16 protein-coding genes, 5 pseudogenes and 1 other annotated feature are annotated in these 20,518 nt (G+C 56.2%); all 21 genes and pseudogenes read left to right on the forward strand.

Annotation, left to right across the window (positions count from 1 at the left end):
- Window positions 1-303: pseudogene (locus I656_RS05275) on the forward strand (cell division protein FtsZ); the annotation flags it as partial.
- Between the two features lie 377 nt (window positions 304-680).
- Window positions 681-1,166: a sigma-E processing peptidase SpoIIGA gene (locus I656_RS19755; RefSeq protein WP_020755721.1), complete on the forward strand. Its 486-nt coding sequence runs from the start codon at window positions 681-683 to the stop codon at window positions 1,164-1,166.
- Window positions 1,087-1,596, forward strand: a complete 510-nt coding sequence (locus I656_RS19760; RefSeq protein WP_255348554.1) for a sigma-E processing peptidase SpoIIGA — start codon at window positions 1,087-1,089, stop codon at window positions 1,594-1,596. The genes I656_RS19755 and I656_RS19760 overlap by 80 nt, the downstream gene beginning before the upstream one ends.
- Before the next feature lie 52 nt (window positions 1,597-1,648).
- On the forward strand, window positions 1,649-2,368 hold the full coding sequence (gene sigE, locus I656_RS05270; protein WP_013145838.1) for an RNA polymerase sporulation sigma factor SigE: 720 nt from the start codon (window positions 1,649-1,651) through the stop codon (window positions 2,366-2,368).
- Window positions 2,369-2,487: 119 nt separating this feature from the next.
- Window positions 2,488-3,267: an RNA polymerase sporulation sigma factor SigG gene (gene sigG, locus I656_RS05265; protein WP_011230628.1), complete on the forward strand. Its 780-nt coding sequence runs from the start codon at window positions 2,488-2,490 to the stop codon at window positions 3,265-3,267.
- 95 nt (window positions 3,268-3,362) lie between these two features.
- On the forward strand, window positions 3,363-3,605 hold the full coding sequence (locus I656_RS05260; RefSeq protein WP_013145837.1) for a YlmC/YmxH family sporulation protein: 243 nt from the start codon (window positions 3,363-3,365) through the stop codon (window positions 3,603-3,605).
- Between the two features lie 137 nt (window positions 3,606-3,742).
- Window positions 3,743-4,567, forward strand: coding sequence for a peptidoglycan editing factor PgeF (pgeF, locus tag I656_RS05255; protein WP_011230630.1), 825 nt, complete (start codon window positions 3,743-3,745; stop codon window positions 4,565-4,567).
- Window positions 4,564-5,238 (forward strand): YggS family pyridoxal phosphate-dependent enzyme, encoded by a 675-nt coding sequence (locus I656_RS05250; protein ID WP_015374366.1) that lies wholly within the window; start codon window positions 4,564-4,566, stop codon window positions 5,236-5,238. Before pgeF ends, I656_RS05250 begins: the two co-directional genes overlap by 4 nt.
- Window positions 5,239-5,251: 13 nt before the next feature.
- Window positions 5,252-5,680, forward strand: coding sequence for a cell division protein SepF (locus tag I656_RS05245; protein ID WP_011230632.1), 429 nt, complete (start codon window positions 5,252-5,254; stop codon window positions 5,678-5,680).
- Window positions 5,681-5,683: 3 nt separating this feature from the next.
- Complete coding sequence (locus I656_RS05240) at window positions 5,684-5,956, forward strand: YggT family protein (RefSeq protein WP_020755723.1); 273 nt, start codon at window positions 5,684-5,686, stop codon at window positions 5,954-5,956.
- 123 nt (window positions 5,957-6,079) lie between these two features.
- Window positions 6,080-6,854 (forward strand): annotated as a pseudogene (locus tag I656_RS05235) (RNA-binding protein).
- Between the two features lie 78 nt (window positions 6,855-6,932).
- On the forward strand, window positions 6,933-7,445 hold the full coding sequence (locus tag I656_RS05230; protein ID WP_011230635.1) for a DivIVA domain-containing protein: 513 nt from the start codon (window positions 6,933-6,935) through the stop codon (window positions 7,443-7,445).
- 97 nt (window positions 7,446-7,542) lie between these two features.
- Window positions 7,543-7,763 (forward strand) — a binding site (T-box leader).
- A 52-nt stretch (window positions 7,764-7,815) separates the two neighbouring features.
- Window positions 7,816-10,589 (forward strand): annotated as a pseudogene (gene ileS / locus I656_RS05225) (isoleucine--tRNA ligase).
- A gap of 85 nt (window positions 10,590-10,674) precedes the next feature.
- Window positions 10,675-11,166, forward strand: a complete 492-nt coding sequence (gene lspA / locus I656_RS05220) for a signal peptidase II (protein WP_020755729.1) — start codon at window positions 10,675-10,677, stop codon at window positions 11,164-11,166.
- Window positions 11,167-12,082, forward strand: a pseudogene (locus tag I656_RS05215) (RluA family pseudouridine synthase).
- Window positions 12,083-12,335: 253 nt separating this feature from the next.
- Window positions 12,336-12,875 (forward strand): bifunctional pyr operon transcriptional regulator/uracil phosphoribosyltransferase PyrR, encoded by a 540-nt coding sequence (pyrR, locus tag I656_RS05210; protein WP_033006047.1) that lies wholly within the window; start codon window positions 12,336-12,338, stop codon window positions 12,873-12,875.
- Window positions 12,876-13,032: 157 nt separating this feature from the next.
- Window positions 13,033-14,333: pseudogene (locus I656_RS05205) on the forward strand (solute carrier family 23 protein).
- A 169-nt stretch (window positions 14,334-14,502) separates the two neighbouring features.
- Entirely contained in the window at window positions 14,503-15,429 is a 927-nt protein-coding gene (locus I656_RS05200; protein ID WP_033006049.1) for an aspartate carbamoyltransferase catalytic subunit, read from the forward strand.
- The gene (locus I656_RS05195; protein WP_020755734.1) at window positions 15,392-16,678 is read left to right on the forward strand and encodes a dihydroorotase; all 1,287 of its coding nucleotides are present in this window, start codon (window positions 15,392-15,394) and stop codon (window positions 16,676-16,678) included. The genes I656_RS05200 and I656_RS05195 overlap by 38 nt, the downstream gene beginning before the upstream one ends.
- 1 nt (window position 16,679) lies before the next feature.
- A complete protein-coding gene (locus I656_RS05190) occupies window positions 16,680-17,774 on the forward strand; it encodes a carbamoyl phosphate synthase small subunit (RefSeq protein ID WP_033006050.1) in 1,095 nt (364 codons plus the stop codon).
- The coding region (gene carB, locus I656_RS05185) for a carbamoyl-phosphate synthase large subunit (RefSeq protein ID WP_020755736.1) at window positions 17,767-20,518 on the forward strand (2,752 nt) is incomplete at its 3' end. The genes I656_RS05190 and carB, both read left to right, overlap by 8 nt.

Below are 20,518 nucleotides of genomic sequence, written 5' to 3' on the forward strand. Positions count from 1 at the left end.
GCTGCCGATATCGTCGCTTCGGCGGCCGACCAAGAAGTGAACATGATCTTCGGCTCCGTTATTAATGAGGACTTAAAGGACGAGATCGTCGTGACGGTCATTGCGACCGGATTCAACGAAAACGTCGCTTCGCAGCCGCGGCCGCCGCGCATTGGCATCGGCACTGTGCCGAAAGCGGCGCCGGCGTCAAAGCGGGAAAAGCGCGAAGAGCCGATACAAGACTATGCGGCGCTCCGCTCGGGGCAAGCAGAAGATCCGCTTGACATTCCCGCTTTCTTGCGCAACCGCAACCGCCGCCGCTAGATGGCGAAACGAGGGTGTCCCAAAAGCAACGGGACACCCTTTCTTCATCACAAGATGCATGCACGAACGTGCACGAAGCACTTCGGTGAAACATATATTGTATCTCTCTTAAAGAAAGACGATCTTTTGAGACAGCCTCGCTTTTCCGATTAGGACCAAAAACTTCTCGCGTTGGCCGCCCGCTCTCTCGCAACGAAAGGGCGAAAAAGAGAAGGCGGGTTAGGCTTTCGTGCCGGCCGATTTGATCCGCCGTGGTTCCCCCTGTTTTGACAAAACATCCCCTTTTTCACCGCCACCGATTGACAGACTTTCCCCGAAGAGATGCTATATACTTGTTTCAGATAAAGCCGATGTGGGCGGGGGGAGGGGCTTGACGGTTGGTTGTCTATCTCGATGTCATTTGGCTGTTGAACGTCTGTTTTGACGCGTTGCTTCTTTGGCTGACGGCGCTCATGCTCAAGCGGCCGATCGTCTGGTGGCGCCTGTTGGCCGGGGCGTTGATCGGTTCGCTGCTCGTTGTGCTGCTGTTTACCCCGTTTTCCGCCATCGCCCAGCACCCGTTGATAAAAGCAGCCGTTTCCGTGTTGATCGTGTGGGCCGCCTTCGGCTTTAAGCGCCCGCGCTATTTGCTTGAAAATATGCTGGCGTTTTACTTTGCTACGTTCGCTGTCGGCGGCGGCATGCTGGCGGTTCATTATGTTTTCGCGCACCAACTGTCCGTCCGCCAAGGAATGCTTCTCATGCATCATCCCGGAGCGGGCGATCCGGTCAGTTGGCTGTTTGTTGTCATCGGGTTTCCGGTTTTATGGCTTTTTTCTCGCCGAAGGGTGGAGGCGATTCGCGAAAAAAAAACTGCGGTTTGAATATATCATTGAGGTCAAGATCGTATGGGACGGGCGGCCGCTTATGCTGCGCGGCTTGATTGACAGCGGCAACCAGCTCGTCGATCCGTTGACAAAAACGCCGGTGATGGTAGTCGAACAGGAAAAAGCAAAGGCCGTGCTTCCTGAGGAGCTACTGGGTTGTCTCAGCTCTCCCATGATGCTGGCTTCCCCGCCGGAGCGGTGGGTCCATCGCCTCCGTCTCATTCCGTACCGTGCGGTCGGCAGCGGTCCACAAATGATGGCGGCGGTTAAGCCAGACCGCATTATGCTGCGGTACGAAAACGAATGGTTGGAAGTAGCGCAAGGGCTTGTGGCGCTAAGCGCTGATCCGCTGTCGACGGATGGAGAGTACGACTGCATCGTCCATCCGAAAATGGTGCAGGCGGGAAGAAAGCTGACCGCTTCGTAGGTTTTGTTAGTATATCATACTCGCTTTTGATCCGTTTAGAAGGGGGATTTTCATGAAAAAGTGGAAACTTCGTTTCATGTACTGGCTGTATAAGTTTTTGGCCAAGCTCGGCTTGAAGGCGGATGAAATTTATTATATCGGAGGCAGCGAAGCCCTCCCGCCGCCGCTGACAAAAGAAGAAGAGGAGCAGCTGATCGCCAGGCTCGCCGCCGGCGATGACACGGCGAGATCGCTTTTGATCGAACGCAATTTGCGTCTTGTCGTCTACATTGCGCGCAAGTTTGAAAACACCGGCATTCACATTGAAGATTTGATCAGCATTGGAACGATCGGCCTCATTAAGGCGGTCAACACGTTCAACCCAGAGAAGAAGATCAAGCTGGCGACATACGCGTCGCGCTGCATTGAAAACGAAATTTTAATGTATTTGCGCCGCAACAACAAAGTGCGGGCGGAAGTGTCGTTTGATGAACCGCTCAATATCGACTGGGATGGCAACGAGCTGTTGCTTTCCGACGTATTGGGAACGGAAGACGACGTGATTACGAAAGATTTGGAAGCGGATGTCGACCGGCGCTTGCTCTTAAACGCCTTGCGCCAGCTGAGCGACCGCGAGAAGCAAATTATGGAATTGCGTTTTGGCCTCTCCGGCGGCGAAGAAAAGACGCAAAAAGACGTCGCTGATTTGCTCGGCATTTCGCAATCGTACATATCGCGGCTCGAGAAGCGGATCATTAAACGGTTGCGCAAAGAATTCAATAAAATGATGTAGCGGGCGGCGGGAGCGAAATTCCGCCGCTTTTTCCGCGTCGGACAGGCTGTGCATATTTTTCCCTTCCAAGGAGATACTGAAAACTGACGACTTAGCATCTCCTGATGGGAGGGAACAACTTGACGAGGAACAAAGTCGAGATTTGCGGCGTAGACACTTCGAAGCTTCCCGTCCTCAAAAATGAGGAAATGCGTGAACTGTTTCGACGGATGCATGAGGGGGATTTGGAGGCGAGAGAGAAATTAGTAAACGGCAACTTGCGCCTCGTGTTGAGCGTCATTCAGCGCTTCAACAACCGAGGCGAATTTGTCGATGATTTGTTTCAAGTCGGCTGCATCGGACTTATGAAATCGATTGATAATTTTGACCTCAATCAAAACGTGAAGTTTTCCACTTACGCCGTGCCGATGATCATCGGCGAAATCCGCCGCTATTTGCGCGACAACAACCCGATCCGCGTTTCGCGCTCGCTGCGCGACATCGCCTACAAAGCGTTGCAAGTGCGAGAGCGGCTCATGAGCGAGACGGCGAAAGAACCGTCAACCGAGGAAATTGCCAAAGAACTCGGCGTCGCCCATGAGGAAGTGGTTTTTGCCCTCGATGCCATTCAAGATCCTGTTTCGTTGTTTGAGCCGATTTACAACGACGGCGGCGACCCGATTTATGTGATGGACCAGCTGAGCGATGAGCGCAACCGCGACAGCCAATGGATCGAAGAAATCGCCTTGAAGGAAGGGCTTCGGCGGTTGAATGAGCGGGAAAAAATGATCATCCGCAAACGCTTTTTCCAAGGAAAGACGCAAATGGAAGTGGCCGAGGAAATCGGCATTTCCCAAGCGCAAGTGTCCAGGCTCGAAAAAGCGGCGATCCGGCAAATGAATAAAAACATCCAAGTGTGACAGGCTGCAGGTGCAGCCTTTTTCTTTGGCACATAACTGCTCATTCGGCGTCATATAGATGAAAAAGAGGGAGAGGAAAGGCGGGGAGAAAAATCGTGATGAGAATTTCCGAATTTCAGACGAAAGATGTCGTCAATGTAGCCAATGGGAAGAAGCTTGGCAATATTGGGGACATTGATATTGATTTAGATACTGGAAAAATCCGCTCACTCATTATTTTAGGCGCCGGAAAGATGCTCGGGCTGTTCGGCCGCGAAGAGGCGGTCGTCATTCCATGGCAGAACATCGTCAAAATCGGAGCCGATGTGATTTTAGTCCGCCTTCATGATACGGATTGAATCCCGAGGATGGCCTAGGGTTGACAGCAATGTTTCGACAAAATCGCAAATAAAGGTTATCATGGACAAACAAACTATGATAAAATAGGAAAAAAAGTGATAAAAAACTACAAAAAGCAGCGTGAGGGTTGACGTGAATGCCGGACATTTTTCAACAAGAAGCCCGCGGCTGGCTCCGCTGCGGTGCGCCTCCGTTTGCTGGAGCCGTCGCTGGATTGACGACGAAACATGGCGGGGAGAGCAAAGGGCCGTTCGCTTCGCTGAATATGGGGCTGCACGTCGGCGACGATCGCACGGTTGTTGTCGCCAACCGCGGGCGTTTGGCGCAATGGCTCTCATTCCCGCTTGAGCGATGGGTATGTTGTGAACAAGTGCATGGCGCCGACATTCGGAAGGTGACGAAAAACGAACGGGGGAACGGAGCGCAAGATTTCGCCACGGCGGTTCCAGGGGTCGACGGGTTGTATACAGACGAAGCGGAGGTGTTGCTCGCGCTTTGTTTTGCCGATTGTGTGCCCATTTATTTTGTGGCGCCATCTGCTGGGTTAGTCGGCCTTGCTCATGCCGGGTGGCGGGGAACGGCGGGCGGCATCGCTGGTCACATGGTGCGGCTTTGGCAAACGCGCGAACACATCGCGCCGAGCGACATCTATGTTGCCATCGGACCTGCCATCGGTCCGTGCTGTTATACGGTTGACGACCGTGTCGTGGACAGTCTGCGCCCGACGCTTCCTCCGGAAAGCCCGTTGCCATGGCGGGAAACAAGCCCAGGGCAATATGCGCTCGACTTAAAGGAAGCCAATCGGCTTCAGTTGATCGCGGCTGGCGTTCCGAACAGCCATATTTATGTGTCGGAACGCTGTACAAGCTGTGAGGAAGCGTTGTTTTTTTCCCACCGCCGCGACCGCGGAACGACTGGAAGGATGTTGGCGTTTATCGGCCGAAGGGAGGAGACGGCATGACGGTGCGCGACAACTTGGCGGCCATTCGCCGAGAAATCGAGGCGGCCTGCGCTCGCGTCGGCCGCGATCCGGCCGGCGTGCGCATCGTGGCGGTCACTAAATATGTCGATGCCGAGCGGGCGATGGAGGTGCTTGACGCCGGCATTGCCGACCTCGGCGAAAACCGCTCCGACCAATTGATTGAAAAGCATGCACGGATCGGAAATCAAGCGACGTGGCATTTCATTGGGACGCTTCAGTCGCGCAAAGTCAAAGACATTATTGATAAAGTCGATTACATTCATTCACTCGACCGCTTGTCGCTCGCGAAAGAAATTGAAAAACGGGCGGTGCGGCCAGTAAAATGTTTTGTGCAAGTGAACGTGTCGGGGGAAGTGACCAAACACGGGCTCGCCCCCGAAGAAACGATTCCGTTTATTGAACAACTTCGCGCCTTTTCGCGCATCGAAGTCGTCGGATTGATGACGATGGCGCCGCACACGGACGACGAAGCGGTATTGCGCGCTTGCTTTCGCCAATTGCGGATGCTGAAGGAACGCGTTCAGGCGTTGGGAATGGCCCATGCCCCATGCACCGAACTGTCAATGGGCATGTCAAACGATTACACGATCGCCATCGAGGAAGGAGCGACGTTTGTGCGCATAGGCAGCGCGCTTGTTGGATCATTGTAGGAGGTGAAACCGGATGGGATTGATGAAAAAATTCCGTGATTATTTTTTAGAAGAAGACTACGAAGACTATGAAGAAGAATATGAGGCGCCACAGCCGGAAGAAGAGGCGCTGCCGAAGACGGCAGGCAAGGCGAACGTCGTCAGCCTGCAAAGCGTGCAAAAATCGGCGAAAGTCGTGCTTGCTGAGCCGAGGGTGTATGCGGAGGCGCAGGAGATCGCCGACCATTTGAAAAGCCGGCGCGCGGTCATCGTCAACTTGCAGCGCATCCAGCATGAGCAGGCGAAGCGGATCGTCGACTTTTTAAGCGGCACGGTGTACGCCATTGGCGGCGACATTCAGCAAGTCGGCACAAAAATTTTTTTATGCACCCCGGAAAACGTCGACGTCAGCGGCTCGATTTCGCTCGACGGCGAGGATGACAGACCGATGAAGAGGTGGTAGCCGTTGGATTATGTACTCACGTTTTTGACGACAGTGATTCAAGTGTACTCGTATGCGCTGATCATTTATATTTTAATGTCGTGGTTTCCCAATGCGCGCGAAACGCGGTTCGGACAGATGCTCGCCGCCATTTGCGAGCCGTATTTGGAGCCGTTTCGGCGCGTCATTCCGCCGCTTGGCATCATTGACGTCTCCCCAATCGTCGCGCTTATCGTTCTTGAATTCGCGACGAGAGGGCTTCACGCCCTGTTCGACATTCTTCAGTCGCAGTTTTAGGCTTCGTTTTGCGCGCACGGCGCCGCCGCTCTCCGTCTGGCAGGCAAAAAGGCGGAAGGGCGGAACTCGCAGAGAGGAATCCGTTGTGGGTTTCTTTCTTCCATGAAAGCAAGGTGACGTCGAGTGGAGCTGTATCAGCATTTTCGCAAAGAGGAACATCCGTTCATTGATCAAGTGCTCGAGTGGAAGGAGATGGTGAGCCGTCAGTACGCTCCGAAGCTGACCGATTTTCTCGATCCGCGTGAGCAGCAAATCGTGCAAAGCATCACGGGCGGCGATGGAGACGTGCGCGTGTTTTTTTTTCGGAGGCGCCCCGTTTGTCGAGCGGAAGCGGGCGTTTCTCGCTCCGCCGTATATCGACCCTGAGGAAGAGGATTATGGCATTGTGCTGTTTGCCGTCCGCTATCCGGCGAAATTCGTTTCCCTTGAACATCGCGACGTGTTGGGGGCGCTGATGTCGCTTGGCTTGCGGCGCGGCAAGTTTGGCGATATTCTCGTTCGGGATGGGGAAATTCAGTTTTTTGTTGCTGCTGAGGTCGCCGACTACGTCCGCTTGCATGTCGAAACGATCGGCAAAGCTCCGGTTGCGCTTGAGCCGCTTCCGTTGTCGGCAGCCATGCCGCTTGCCGAAACGTGGGAGGAAGGAACGGTCACGGTGTCTTCTCTAAGGCTCGATGCTGTGCTCGCTCAGGCGTTTCGCCTTGCGCGCGAGAAAGCGCGTGCGCTTGTTGAAAGCGGGCTTGTCAAAGTGAACTGGAAGGTGGTGGACAAGCCGGATTTCCTCTGCGGACCGGGCGATGTCCTGTCGGCGCGCGGTTTTGGCCGCTGCAAGCTGTTTTCGGTGGAAGGGCCGACGAAAAAAGAGCGCTGGCTCGTTCAGATCGGCCGACAAAAATAAGCAAATGACGGCAGGAAATCGGCAAACCGTGTCGAATGAAAGTGAAGAAAAGGAATGATGGAGACGGAGGTGGCCGTTGTGCCGTTGACGCCATTGGATATTCACAACAAGGAATTCAGCCGCGGGTTTCGCGGGTACGATGAAGACGAAGTGAACGAGTTCCTCGATCAAGTCATTAAAGACTATGAAATGCTCATCCGTGAAAAAAAGCAGCTGGAAGAGAAAGTGGCCGAACTGACGGAAAAGCTGAACTACTTTGCGAACATTGAGGAGACGCTCAACAAGTCGATTCTTGTTGCTCAAGAAGCAGCGGAAGAAGTGAAGCGGAATGCGCAAAAAGAGGCGAAGCTGATCATTAAAGAGGCGGAAAAAAACGCCGAGCGCATCATCAGCGATGCATTGGCGAAATCGCGGAAAATCGCCCTCGAGATCGAGGAGCTGAAGCGGCAGTCGAAAGTGTTCCGCGCCCGTTTCCGCATGCTTGTCGAGGCCCAGCTTGATATGATCAACAGCCGCGATTGGGACGAGTTGATGGAGTATGAGGCGCCGGATTTGGAAGAAGGGGCGAGAGAACCGCTGTCACAGCCTTGACGAACCGAAGACGTTTCGGTTATAATAATTGGCAAAAATCGCCGCATCAGCCGCCGTGGGAGGCGGTTGGCTTTTTTCAGGATGAATAGCGAAATAGCCATCGACGATGAAAGGGACAGTAGCTCTTGTACGACCGGTCGCAGCGAGCCGGGGATGGTGGAAGCCTGGCATCGGCGCAAGAGTGAACATCACCCTGGAGTTCCATGCCGAACATCAAGTAGGCCATGGCGCGTCATTCCCGTTACGAATGAAAAGTGGGCTGTGCGTCGTTTGCATGGCCAAGAAGGGTGGTACCGCGAGACCGTTCTCGTCCCTTGCCGGGGGAGAACGGTTTTTTATTTGGAATCTATCGTTCGAAGGAGGAGCAAGGATGGATTACAAAGAGACGCTGCTTATGCCGCAAACCGAGTTCCCGATGCGCGGCAACTTGCCGAAGCGGGAGCCGGAGATGCAAAAAAAATGGGAGGAAATGGACATTTACCGGAAAGTGCAGGAGCGGACGAAAGGACGGCCGCTGTTTGTCCTGCATGACGGCCCGCCGTATGCCAACGGCGACATTCATATGGGCCATGCGCTGAACAAAATTTTAAAAGATATCATCGTCCGCTACAAATCGATGAACGGCTATTGCGCGCCGTACGTGCCGGGCTGGGATACGCACGGACTGCCGATCGAAACGGCGCTCGCGAAGCAAGGCGTCGACCGCAAATCGATGAGCGTCGCCGAGTTCCGCAAGCGGTGCGAGCAATACGCGTATGAACAAATCGACAACCAGCGCCGGCAGTTCAAGCGGCTCGGTGTGCGCGGCGACTGGGACAACCCGTACATTACGCTCAAACCGGAGTACGAAGCCCAGCAAATTAAAGTATTTGGCGAAATGGCGAAAAAAGGCTCATCTACAAAGGGTTGAAGCCGGTCTATTGGTCCCCGTCAAGCGAATCGGCGCTCGCCGAAGCGGAAATCGAATATAAAGACAAACGTTCGCCGTCGATTTATGTCGCCTTCCCGGTGAAAGAAGGCAAAGGCGTGCTTGAGGGCGATGAGCGAATCGTCATTTGGACGACGACGCCGTGGACGATTCCGGCGAACTTGGCGATCGCGGTTCATCCGGATTTGGATTACCATGTTGTCGATGTCGGCGGAAAACGGTATGTCGTCGCTGCCGCTTTGGCGGAATCGGTGGCGAAAGAAATCGGTTGGGACGCATGGTCGGTCGTCAAAACGGTCAAAGGAAAAGAGCTTGAATACGTCGTGGCGAGACATCCGTTTTATGAGCGCGACTCGCTTGTTGTGTGCGGCGAACACGTCACGACCGACGCCGGCACGGGCTGTGTCCATACGGCGCCGGGCCACGGGGAAGACGACTTTCTCGTTGGGCAAAAATACGGACTTCCGGTCCTTTGTCCGGTTGATGAACGCGGCTACATGACCGAGGAAGCGCCGGGATTTGCCGGGATGTTTTACGAAGACGCCAACAAGGCGATTACACAGAAGCTTGAGGAAGTCGGCGCTTTGTTGAAGCTTGGGTTTATCACCCACTCGTATCCGCACGACTGGCGGACAAAGCAGCCGACGATTTTCCGGGCGACAACGCAATGGTTTGCATCGATCGATAAAATCCGCAACGAGCTGCTTCAAGCGATTAAGGAAACGAAATGGATTCCGGAGTGGGGGGAAATCCGCATCCACAACATGGTGCGCGACCGCGGCGACTGGTGCATTTCCCGCCAACGCGCCTGGGGGGTGCCGATTCCGGTCTTTTACGGCGAAAACGGTGAACCGATCATCACCGATGAGACGATTGAGCATGTGTCGAACCTGTTCCGCCAATACGGGTCGAACGTCTGGTTTGAACGCGAGGCGAAAGACTTGCTGCCGGAAGGATTCACCCATCCGTCGAGCCCGAACGGCATCTTTACGAAAGAAACGGACATTATGGATGTCTGGTTTGACTCCGGTTCGTCGCACCAAGCCGTGTTGGTCGAACGCGACGATCTCGTGCGTCCGGCTGATTTGTACTTGGAAGGCTCCGACCAATACCGCGGCTGGTTCAACTCATCGCTGTCCACCGCCGTTGCCGTCACCGGCAAAGCGCCGTATAAAGGCGTGTTGAGCCACGGCTTTGTCTTGGACGGCGAAGGGCGGAAAATGAGCAAGTCGCTCGGCAACGTCGTCGTGCCGGCGAAAGTGATGGAACAGTTTGGCGCCGATATTTTGCGCCTTTGGGTCGCTTCGGTCGACTATCAAGCGGACGTGCGCATCTCCGACCATATTTTAAAACAAGTGTCGGAAGTGTACCGGAAAATCCGCAACACGTTCCGGTTTATGCTCGGCAACTTGTTCGATTTCGATCCGAACCAAAACGCCGTGCCGGTCGGGGAGCTTGGCGAAGTCGACCGCTATATGCTGGCGAAGTTGAACAAGCTGATCGCCAAAGTGAAAAAGGCCTATGACAGCTACGATTTCGCCGCGGTTTACCATGAGATGAACCATTTCTGCACCGTCGAGCTGAGCGCATTTTACTTGGATATGGCGAAAGACATTTTGTACATCGAAGCGGCCGACTCGCGCGCCCGCCGCGCCGTGCAGACGGTGCTCTATGAAACGGTCGTCGCGTTGGCGAAGCTCATCGCGCCGATTTTGCCGCATACCGCCGATGAAGTGTGGGAGCATATCCCGAATCGAAGAGAAAACGTCGAAAGCATCCAGCTCACCGATATGCCGGAGCCGATCGCGATCGACGGCGAAGAAGCGCTGCTGGCGAAATGGGATGCGTTTATGGACGTGCGCGATGATATTTTCAAAGCGCTCGAGAACGCCCGCAATGAAAAAGTGATCGGCAAATCGCTGACGGCCAGCGTCATCGTCTACCCGAAAGACGAGGTGCGGAAGCTATTGGCGTCGCTTGATGCCGACTTGCGCCAGCTTCTCATCGTTTCCGCCTTTTCGATCGCCGATGAGCCGTATGACGCCGCGCCGGCCGAAGCCGAGCGGCTCGACCACGTGGCCGTCCTCGTCCGCCCGGCGGAAGGCGAGACGTGCGAGCGGTGCTGGACGGTGACGAAAGAAGTCGGCGCCGATCCGTCGCATCCAACGCTTTGTCCGCGCTGCGCGCACATTGTGAACGAACATTATTCCGCGTAACAAAAAGCGGCAAGGCTGCCTTGGGGCGGCCTTGCCGCTTCATTTGTTTGCCATGGCGAATTATGCTACAATGCAAAAAGGATGAATGAGAAGGACAGGGGGACTTGGCACGGTGGCATACTATTGGATTGCAGCGGCGGTCGTCATCCTCGACCAATGGACGAAATGGCTTGTCGTCCGCTATATGCGGCTTGGGGAAAGCATCCCGATCATTGACAATGTGCTTTACATTACGTCGCACCGCAACCGCGGCGCGGCGTGGGGGATGCTCGAAGGGCAGTTTTGGCTCTTTTATTTGATTACAGTCGTTGTTGTGGCAGGTATCATCATCTATATCCGCCGTTTGAACCCTTCCGAGCGTTTGGCGGGCGTAGGGCTTGGGCTGATGCTCGGCGGGGCGGTCGGCAACTTTATCGACCGTGTGTTCCGGAAAGAAGTGGTTGACTTTATCCATACGTATATTGGCACGTACAGTTTTCCGGTGTTCAATGTCGCCGACTCGGCGCTGACCGTCGGCGTCATCTTGCTGTTTGTCCATATGTTTTTTTTCGCGACACCAGAGAAAGGGAATGAGTAGATGGACACGATCACGTTTCACATCGAAGACGAATATGACGGCGAGCGGATCGATAAAGTGATCGCGGCGCTAAATGACGAATGGTCGCGTTCACAAGTGCAGCAATGGATCAAAAACGGGCTTGTGACCGTGAACGGCCAAACGGTGAAGGCGAACTACAAATGCGAGGCGGGCGACTCGGTCGCCGTCTCACCGCCGGAGCCGGAGCCGCTTCATGTCGAGCCGGAGCCGATTCCGCTGGACATTTATTATGAGGACGAGGATGTCCTTGTCGTCAACAAACCGCGCGGCATGGTCGTCCACCCGGCGCCCGGGCATATGCGCGGCACGCTTGTGAATGCGCTTCTCGCCCATTGCCGCGACTTGTCCGGGATCAACGGCGTGCTTCGCCCCGGCATCGTCCATCGCATTGACAAAGACACATCAGGACTGTTGATGGTGGCGAAAAACGACGCCGCCCACCGCTCGCTCGTCGAGCAGCTGGTGAACAAAACGGTGACGCGCCGCTACAAGGCGATCGTCCACGGCGTCATTCCGCACGATTATGGCACGATCGATGCCCCGATCGGCCGCGACAAGCGCGATCGAAAGAAAATGGCGGTCACCGAAGAAAACGGGAAGGAAGCGGTCACCCATTTCCGCGTGCTCGAGCGGTTTCGCCATTATACGTATGTGGAGTGCCAGCTGGAAACGGGGCGGACGCACCAAATTCGCGTCCATATGAAATACATCGGCTACCCGCTCGCTGGCGACCCGCAATACGGGCCGAAAAAAAACGCTCGCCATCGACGGCCAGGCGCTGCACGCCGGGGTGCTCGGCTTCCGTCATCCAAGAAGCGGCGAGTATTTGGAATTCGAAGCACCGTTGCCTCCAGAGTTTGCCGAATTGCTCGAATGGCTGCGAAAAAACGATTGACAAACGGACGCAGCCGCTTTACAATGAAAACAAGTGAACAGGAACCTTTAAGTTCAGTCCTGTGAGGCTGAAAAGGGGTCGGAATGACAAAGAAGGGCGATGTATGCCCATCTTGTTTGGCGATAAGCGCGCCATCCCCCGCTTCACAGGCGGGGGATTTTTTTATGAAAACAGGCGGGAACGGCCTGGTTGGCGCGCCGCCTGCGGAAACACGCTGGCCGCGGCGTGCATGCGCTTTTAGGAGGTGGACGGAATGCAAAAGGCGGTCGTGATGGATGAACAGGCGATTCGCCGCGCCTTGACGCGCATCGCCCACGAAATCATCGAGAGGAACAAAGGCATTGAAAATTGCCTATTGGTCGGAATTAAAACGCGCGGCATTTACTTGGCGCGCCGCTTGGCCGAGCGGATCGAACAAATCGAAGGGGCGTCCGTTCCGGTCGGTGAACTCGATATTACGCTGTATCGCGACGATTTGACGGTGAAGACGGACGACCATGAACCGCTTGTGAAAGGAACGAACGTGCCGTTTCCGGTGAGCGAGCGGAATGTCATTTTAGTCGATGATGTGCTGTTTACCGGCCGGACGGTGCGGGCGGCGATGGATGCGGTCATGGATTTGGGCCGCCCGGCGCGCGTCCAGCTCGCCGTGCTCGTTGACCGCGGACACAGGGAACTCCCGATCCGCGCCGATTTCGTCGGCAAAAACGTCCCGACGTCCAGCGCCGAAGTCATTGTCGTCGAATTGTCGGAAGTGGATGGCGTCGATCAAGTATCGATTCATGAAAAATAAAGCAGGCTCCCTTTTAAGCGCAGTCCCGCGAGGCTGCAAAAGGGGCGGAATGGTTTCGGCTGTTTCTGCACCCTCTTTGTGCCTTCGCGGGCCAAGAGGGTTTTTTTGTGCACACTAGAAGATACATTCGCTTATATTGCGAAAGGAGTGGCGGAAAGTGAACAAACCGATATTGGATATTCAAGACCGCCCGACGGCCGGGCAATGGGTGACGTTAAGCTTGCAGCATTTATTCGCCATGTTCGGGGCGACGATTTTAGTGCCGTACTTAGTCGGGTTGGATCCGTCGATCGCCTTGCTCACAAGCGGGCTCGGAACATTGGCGTTTTTGCTCATTACGAAATGGCAGGTGCCGGCGTATCTTGCTCCTCGTTCGCCTACATTGCGCCGATCATCGCGGCGAAAACGGCTGGCGGCCCGGGAGCGGCCATGATCGGCAGCTTCCTCGCCGGATTGGTGTACGGGGTTGTCGCCCTCATCATTAAAAAAGCCGGCTACCGCTGGGTGATGAAACTGTTGCCGCCGGTTGTCGTCGGTCCGGTCATCATCGTCATCGGTCTCGGCTTAGCCGGCACGGCGGTCGGGATGGCGATGAACGGCCCGGACGGCAAATACAGCCTGCTTCATTTCTCGGTGGCGCTTGTGACGCTCGCGGCCACGATCGTCTGCTCGGTGCTTGCGCGCGGCATGTTGAGCTTGATTCCGGTGCTTGTCGGCATTGTCGTCGGCTATGTTTACGCCCTCGCTGTCGGACTGGTTGACTTGTCGAAAGTGGCGGCGGCCAAATGGTTCGAATGGCCGGATTTCTTGATTCCGTTTGCCGATTATCCGGTGCGCATCACTGCCGAGATCGTCATGCTCATGGTGCCGGTGGCGATCGTCACCTTGTCCGAACATATCGGCCACCAGCTTGTGTTAAGCAAAGTCATCGGCCGCGACCTCATTCAAAAACCGGGGCTGCACCGCTCGATTTTAGGGGACGGAACAGCGACGATGATTTCCGCCTTGCTCGGCGGCCCGCCGAAAACGACGTACGGGGAAAACATCGGCGTGCTCGCGATCACCCGGGTTTACAGCGTCTATGTGCTCGCCGGCGCGGCGGTCATCGCGATCGCCTTTGGCTTCGTCGGCAAAATCACGGCGCTGATCAGCTCGATTCCGACGCCGGTCATGGGCGGCGTGTCGATCTTGCTGTTTGGCATCATCGCCTCGTCCGGATTGCGGATGCTCGTTGACAGCCGCATCGACTTCGGCGCGACGCGCAACTTGGTCATCGCCTCGGTTATCTTGGTGATCGGCATCGGCGGTGCGGTGCTGAAAATCAGCGACAGCTTCCAAATCACCGGCATGGCGCTCTCGGCGATTGTCGGCGTCCTGCTCAACTTAGTGCTGCCGGGGCGTCCGCAAGAAGCGGAAAACTTATTTGAAGCTGAAAACGACAGCGGCCATGTTGCCTAAATCGAATACAAAACACCTTTTAATTAAGTCCCGTGAGGCTTAAAAAGGTGTGAAAACAGGCGCATCCAGGGCCGGAGTGCACCTTCTTCGGCTCTGCCATGCGCTGATCGTCACACCTTGCCCAGCCGGCAAGGTGTTTTTTTGCAAAAAAAGAAAGGGAGAGAGGCCAATGACCCATCTTTTTACATTGAGCGAACTGCCGCTTTCCGACATCACCCGGCTGCTTGATGAAGCGGAAGCGTTCCGCCGCGGCCGCGCTTGGCGCCCGGCCGCGCCGATGTATGTCGCCAATTTGTTTTTCGAACCGAGCACGCGCACGAAATGCAGCTTCGAGATGGCGGAACGGAAGCTTGGGCTTCATGTCATCCCGTTTGACCCGGAACGGTCAAGCGTGCAAAAAGGGGAGACGCTGTACGATACGGTCAAGACGCTTGAGGCGATCGGCGTCGACGCCGTTGTCATCCGCCACCACGAAGATGCGTATTTCGAAGCGCTCCGTCATGCGGTCGGCATCCCGGTCATCAACGCCGGCGACGGCTGCGGGCATCATCCGACCCAGTCGCTCTTGGACTTATTGACGATTCGCCAAGAGTTTGGCGCTTTCACTGGCTTGACGGTGGCGATTATCGGCGACATCCGCCACAGCCGCGTCGCTCGCTCCAATGCGGAAGTGTTGACACGATTGGGCGCGAACGTCCTGTTTTCCGGACCGGAAGAGTGGAAAGACGAAACGAATCCGCACGGGACGTACGTCGAACTCGATGAGGCCATCGCCTGCGCCGATGTCGTGATGCTGTTGCGCATCCAACATGAACGCCATGCGGAAACGATGGGGCTGACGAAAGAAGAGTACCATGCGCGGTACGGGCTGACGCTTGAGCGGGCGCGGCGGATGAAACCAGGGGCTGTCATTTTGCATCCAGCGCCGGTCAACCGCGGGGTCGAAATCGCCAGCGAACTCGTCGAAGCGAAGGCATCGCGCATTTTTAAACAAATGGAAAACGGCGTCTACGTGCGGATGGCGGTCTTAAAACGGGCAATGGAAGGGAGAATGGAGCATGGACGTATGGCTGAAAAATGGCATGTCGTTCAATGAAGATGGGAAATTGGTGCGGACACATCTCAAAATGGAACACGGAACCATTGCGGCGATCCTGTATGAACAGCCGCTCGAAGCGGATGGGGAGGACGTGATCGACGTCGGCGGCCGTCTCATCGCTCCCGGCTTGATCGACTTGCACGTTCATTTGCGCGAACCAGGCGGCGAGGCGAAAGAAACGATTGAAACGGGCACGCTCGCCGCGGCGAAAGGCGGTTTTACGACGGTTGCCGCCATGCCGAACACAAATCCGGTGCCGGACCGGAAAGAACAGATGGAACGGCTGCAAGCCCGCATCCGCGAAACGGCGCACGTCAACGTGCTTCCGTATGCGGCGATCACGATCGGGCAAAAAGGGGAAGAGCTGGCTGACTTTGCGGCGCTCAAAGAAGCGGGAGCGTTCGCGTTCACCGATGACGGCGTCGGCGTCCAGTCGGCTGGGATGATGTATGAGGCGATGAAGCGGGCGGCAGCGCTCGATATGCCGATCGTCGCCCATTGCGAGGACGATACATTAAAAAACGGCGGCGCGGTGCATGACGGCGAGTTCGCCCGCCGGCATGGGCTCGCCGGCATTCCATCCGTCTGCGAAGCGGTGCACATCGCCCGCGACGTCCTGCTCGCGGAAGCAGCGGGATGCCATTATCACGTCTGCCATATCAGCACGAAAGAGTCGGTGCGCGCCGTCCGCGACGCGAAGCGGGCCGGCATCCGCGTCACGGCCGAAGTGACGCCGCACCATCTGCTTTTGTGCGATGAGGACATTCCGGGGCTGGATGCGAATTACAAAATGAATCCGCCGCTGCGCAGCCGCGCGGACCGCGAGGCATTGATCGAGGGCCTGCTCGATGGGACGATCGATTTGATCGCCACCGACCACGCACCGCATACGGCGGCGGAAAAAGCAAAAGGGATCGAGGCGGCGCCGTTTGGCATCGTCGGACTCGAGACGGCGTTCCCGCTTCTGTACACCCATTTGGTCAAAAAGAACGTGTTTACGCTAAAGCAGCTTGTCGACTGGCTGACGGTGAAACCGGCGCAATGCTTCGGCCTAAACGCGGGCCGGCTTGCCGTCGGGGCGCCGGCGGACATTGCGGTCATCGATTTGGAAACGGAAGAAGCGATTGATCCCGAGACGTTTGCCTCAAAAGGAAAAAATACGCCGTTTGCTGGCTGGGTGTGCCAAGGCTGGCCGGTGATGACGTTTGTCGGCGGAACACTCGTATGGGAGAAAGGAAGGGCGTAACATGAAACGGCAGCTGATTTTGGAAGACGGTTCATTTTTTGTCGGGGATGCGTTTGGCAGTTTGAAAGAGACGACCGGGGAAGTCGTCTTTAACACCGGCATGACCGGATATCAAGAAATTTTGACCGACCCGTCGTATTGCGGGCAAATCGTGACGATGACGTATCCGTTGATCGGCAACTACGGCATCAACCGCGACGACTTTGAAGCGATCCGCCCGTACGTGCACGGGTTCATCGTCAAAGAAGCGTGCGTGAAGCCGTCCAACTGGCGCGGCGAAATGACGCTTGATGAGTATTTAAAAGAAAAAGACATTCCGGGACTCGCGGGCATTGACACGCGCAAACTGACGCGGATCATCCGCCAGCACGGAACGCTGAAAGGAATGATTTGCGGGCTGGATGTCGATCCGGCGGAAGCGGCAGCCAAGCTGCGAGCGATGGAGTGGCCGCGCGACCAAGTGCAGCGCGTCTCAACAAAAAGCGCCTACCCAAGCCCGGGGCGCGGCGAGCGCGTCGTCTTGATCGACTTTGGGATGAAGCACGGCATTTTGCGCGAACTGAATAAGCGAAACTGCGATGTCATCGTCTTGCCATACAACGCCACGGCGGAAGACGTGCTCAGCTGGCATCCCGACGGAGTGATGCTGTCAAACGGACCGGGCGACCCGAAAGACGTGCCGGAAGCGATCGAGATGATCCGCGGGATTCTCGGCAAAGTGCCGCTCTTTGGCATCTGCCTCGGCCATCAGCTGTTCGCGTTGGCGTGCGGCGCGAATACGGAGAAACTGAAATTCGGCCATCGCGGCTCGAACCATCCGGTGAAAGACTTGCGCACCGGCAAAGTCGCCATCACGTCGCAAAACCATGGCTATACCGTCACGCACGAGTCGCTTTCTGGCACCCGGCTTGAGGTGACGCATATCGCCTTAAATGACGGCACGGTCGAAGGGCTCCGCCATCTCGATTTCCCGGCGTTTACGGTGCAATACCATCCGGAAGCCTCGCCGGGCCCGGAAGATGCGAATCCGTTGTTTGACGAGTTTTTGGCGCTCATCCGCGAGTTCAACAAGAAAGGGGAAGTCATCCATGCCTAAACGCCGCGACATTGAAACGATTTTAGTCATCGGCTCGGGGCCGATCGTCATCGGCCAGGCGGCCGAGTTCGACTATGCGGGAACGCAAGCGTGCTTAGCCCTAAAAGAAGAAGGATACAAAGTCATTCTGGTGAACTCAAACCCGGCGACGATCATGACCGATACGGAAATCGCCGATAAAGTCTATATGGAGCCGCTGACGCTTGAGTTTGTCGCCCGCATCATCCGCAAGGAGCGGCCGGACGCGATTTTGCCGACGCTCGGCGGCCAGACGGGACTCAACTTGGCGGTTGAGCTCGCCAAAGCCGGTGTGCTCGAGGAGTGCGGCGTGGAAATTCTCGGCACGAAGCTCGAGGCGATCGAAAAGGCGGAAGACCGCGAACAGTTTCGCGCCCTCATGAACGAGCTTGGCGAGCCGGTGCCGGAAAGCGCGATTATTCACAGCTTGGAAGAGGCATACGCCTTTGTCGAACAAATCGGCTATCCGGTCATCGTCCGCCCGGCGTTCACGCTCGGCGGCACGGGCGGCGGCATTTGCACGAACGAAGAAGAGCTTATTGAAATCGTCTCAACCGGCTTGAAGCTGAGCCCGGTGCACCAATGCTTGCTCGAGCGGAGCATCGCCGGCTACAAGGAGATTGAATACGAAGTGATGCGCGACGCCAATGACAACGCGATCGTCGTCTGCAACATGGAAAACATCGACCCGGTCGGCATTCATACGGGTGACTCAATCGTCGTCGCCCCGAGCCAGACGTTAAGCGACCGCGAATACCAGCTTTTGCGGAACGCGTCCTTGAAAATCATCCGCGCCCTTGGCATCGAAGGCGGCTGCAACGTCCAGCTGGCGCTCGACCCGGACAGCTTCCGCTATTACGTCATTGAAGTGAACCCGCGCGTCAGCCGCTCGTCGGCGCTGGCGTCAAAAGCGACGGGGTATCCGATCGCGAAACTGGCGGCGAAAATCGCCGTCGGGCTGACGCTTGACGAAATGATCAACCCGGTCACCGGGAAAACGTACGCCTGCTTCGAGCCGGCGCTCGATTATGTCGTGACGAAAATTCCGCGCTTTCCGTTTGACAAATTTGAATCGGCGAACCGCCGCCTTGGCACGCAAATGAAAGCAACCGGCGAAGTGATGGCGATCGGCCGGACGTTCGAAGAATCGCTGTTAAAAGCCGTTCGTTCGCTCGAGATCGGCGTGCATCATCTCGAATTGAAGGAAGTGAAACACGCGGCCGACGACGTGATCGAAAAACGGATCCGCAAGGCGGGCGATGAGCGGCTCTTTTACATCGCCGAGGCGCTCCGCCGCGGGGTAACGGTCGACACCTTGCATGAATGGAGCCAAATCGACCGCTTTTTCCTGTATAAAATCCAAAACATCATCGAGATGGAAACAGTGTTGAAAAGCCGCCCGGGCGACCTTGACGTATTAAAGAAAGCGAAAGCGCTCGGCTTCTCCGATGCGGCGATAGCGGCGTTATGGAACAAAACGGAGCGCGACGTTTACGCGCTGCGCCGCCAGGAAGGCATCGTGCCGGTGTACAAAATGGTCGATACGTGCGCAGCCGAATTCACGTCGGAAACGCCGTACTACTACAGCACGTACGAGGAAGAAAACGAATCGATCGTGACGGAAAAACCGAGCGTCATCGTGCTTGGCTCCGGCCCGATCCGCATCGGCCAAGGGATCGAATTTGACTATGCGACCGTCCATTGCGTCTGGGCCATTAAGCAGGCCGGTTATGAGGCGATCATCATCAACAACAACCCGGAAACGGTCTCGACCGACTTCAGCACATCGGACAAACTGTATTTCGAACCGCTGACGGCCGAAGACGTGATGCATGTCATCGACCTCGAGCAGCCGGTCGGCGTCATCGTCCAATTCGGCGGTCAGACGGCCATCAACTTGGCGGCGGAACTCGAAGCGCGCGGCGTCCGCTTGCTCGGGACGACGCTTGAGGATTTGGACCGCGCCGAAGACCGCGACAAATTTGAACAGGCGCTCTCGGAACTCGGCATTCCGAAGCCGGCCGGCAAAACGGCCGTTTCGGTCGAAGAAGCGGTCGCCATCGCTGAGGAGATCGGCTATCCGGTGCTCGTTCGCCCGTCGTACGTGCTCGGCGGCCGGGCGATGGAAATCGTGTACAATCGCGGCGAGCTGCTTCATTACATGGAACATGCCGTGCGCGTCAATCCGCAGCACCCGGTTCTTGTCGACCGGTACATCACCGGCAAGGAAGTCGAAGTCGATGCCATTGCCGACGGCGAGACGGTCGTCATTCCAGGGATCATGGAACATATCGAACGGGCCGGCGTCCATTCCGGCGATTCGATTGCCGTCTACCCGCCCCAGACATTAAGCGCGGAAGTGATCGACAAGATCGCGGATTACACGATCCGACTGGCGCGCGGACTGCATATTGTCGGGCTGTTGAACATTCAGTTTGTCGTCTCGGGAAGCGACGTCTATGTCTTGGAAGTGAACCCGCGCTCAAGCCGCACGGTGCCGTTTTTAAGCAAAATCACCGGCGTGCCGATGGCGAATCTCGCCACGAAAGCCATTTTAGGGACGAAGCTTGCCGAGATGGGCTATGAGACGGGCGTCTGCCCGGTGAGCCCTGGTGTGTACGTGAAAGTGCCGGTGTTCTCGTTTGCGAAATTGCGCAACGTCGACATTTCGCTCGGCCCGGAAATGAAATCGACCGGCGAAGTGATCGGCACTTTCACGTACACAC

This window comes from Geobacillus sp. WSUCF1, from assembly GCF_000422025.1.
Lineage (GTDB): Bacteria > Bacillota > Bacilli > Bacillales > Anoxybacillaceae > Geobacillus > Geobacillus zalihae.